Source organism: Pseudomonas sp. NPDC087817 (genome assembly GCF_044742875.1).
Classification (GTDB): Bacteria; Pseudomonadota; Gammaproteobacteria; order Pseudomonadales; family Pseudomonadaceae; genus Aquipseudomonas.
The window spans coordinates 1-1,265 of sequence record NZ_JBIUVJ010000180.1; the positions used below are offsets into that span (position 1 = coordinate 1).

General features: G+C 54.2%; 1 protein-coding gene and 1 pseudogene. Both read left to right on the forward strand.

The window, feature by feature from the left end; all coding sequences use genetic code 11:
• Positions 1-460 (forward strand): annotated as a pseudogene (locus tag ACIONG_RS30540) (trigger factor); the annotation flags it as partial.
• A gap of 92 nt (positions 461-552) precedes the next feature.
• Positions 553-1,188 carry an ATP-dependent Clp endopeptidase proteolytic subunit ClpP gene (gene clpP, locus ACIONG_RS30545; RefSeq protein WP_007951559.1) on the forward strand — a complete coding sequence of 212 codons (636 nt, stop codon included), beginning with the start codon at positions 553-555 and terminating at the stop codon, positions 1,186-1,188.
• Positions 1,189-1,265 lie beyond the last annotated feature (77 nt).

Here is a 1,265-nt window from a genome sequence, read left to right on the forward strand (position 1 = left end):
CAAGGTCAAGAATCAGGAAATGGACGTTCTGCTGGACACCAACCCGATCGAAGTGACTAAGGCTCTGCTGTCCAACGAAGTTGACCGTCTGCGCGTGCAGGCTGTTCAGCAGTTCGGTGGCAACATCAAGCCTGATCAACTGCCGGCCGAGCTGTTCGAAGAGCAAGCCAAGCGTCGCGTAGTGCTGGGCCTGATCGTGGCTGAAGTGGTCAAGCAGTTCGACCTGAAGCCTGACGAAGCTCGCGTTCGCGAAATGATTCAGGAAATGGCTTCGGCTTACCAGGAGCCTGAGCAGGTTGTGTCGTGGTACTACAAAAACGAGCAGCAACTGAACGAAGTGCGTTCGGTTGTGCTGGAAGAACAAGTTGTGGATACTGTTCTGCAGAAAGCTAGCGTGACCGACAAATCGGTCTCTTACGAAGAAGCGGTCAAGCCGGTAGAAGCTCCAAAAGCCGACTGATTGTTTTTGCGTTAAGAAGTACACACATAAGCCAGCCTTCGAGCTGGCTTATGCGTATTCAAGACATAACTATTTGGGAGTGACTGCAGAGCATGTTCCGTAATTCGTATATTCAGCAGAACTCTGATATCCAGGCCGCAGGCGGCCTGGTCCCGATGGTTGTCGAGCAATCTGCTCGTGGCGAACGCGCCTATGACATCTACTCGCGCCTGCTCAAGGAACGAGTGATCTTTCTGGTTGGTCCGGTAGAGGACTACATGGCCAACCTGATCTGCGCGCAACTGCTGTTCCTTGAAGCGGAAAACCCGGACAAGGACATCCATCTCTATATCAACTCCCCGGGCGGTTCGGTGACTGCAGGCATGTCGATCTACGACACCATGCAGTTCATCAAACCCAACGTATCAACCACTTGCATCGGCCAGGCCTGCAGCATGGGCGCATTCCTGCTGACCGCAGGTGCTCCAGGCAAGCGTTTCTGCCTGCCGAACTCGCGTGTGATGATTCACCAGCCTTTGGGCGGTTTCCAGGGCCAGGCGTCGGACATCGAAATCCACGCCAAGGAAATCCTCTTTATTCGCGAGCGTCTGAACACGCTGATGGCCAAACACAGCGGTCGCACTCTGGAAGAAATCGAGCGCGATACCAACCGCGACAACTTCATGAGTGCGGAAGCTGCGAAGGAATACGGCTTGATCGACGAAGTGATCAACCAGCGCCCAGCTTAAAATAAGCAGCTCAAAATAGGCTTGGTCGGCTGGTCTGATCAGCGGCGGGCTGGACAAAGCCCGCAATAGCCTTCATC

Excerpts from the sequence above, each read along its gene's own strand:
- clpP (WP_007951559.1), top strand. The coding sequence starts at position 553 with ATGTTCCGTAATTCGTATATTCAGCAGAACTCTGATATCCAGGCCGCA.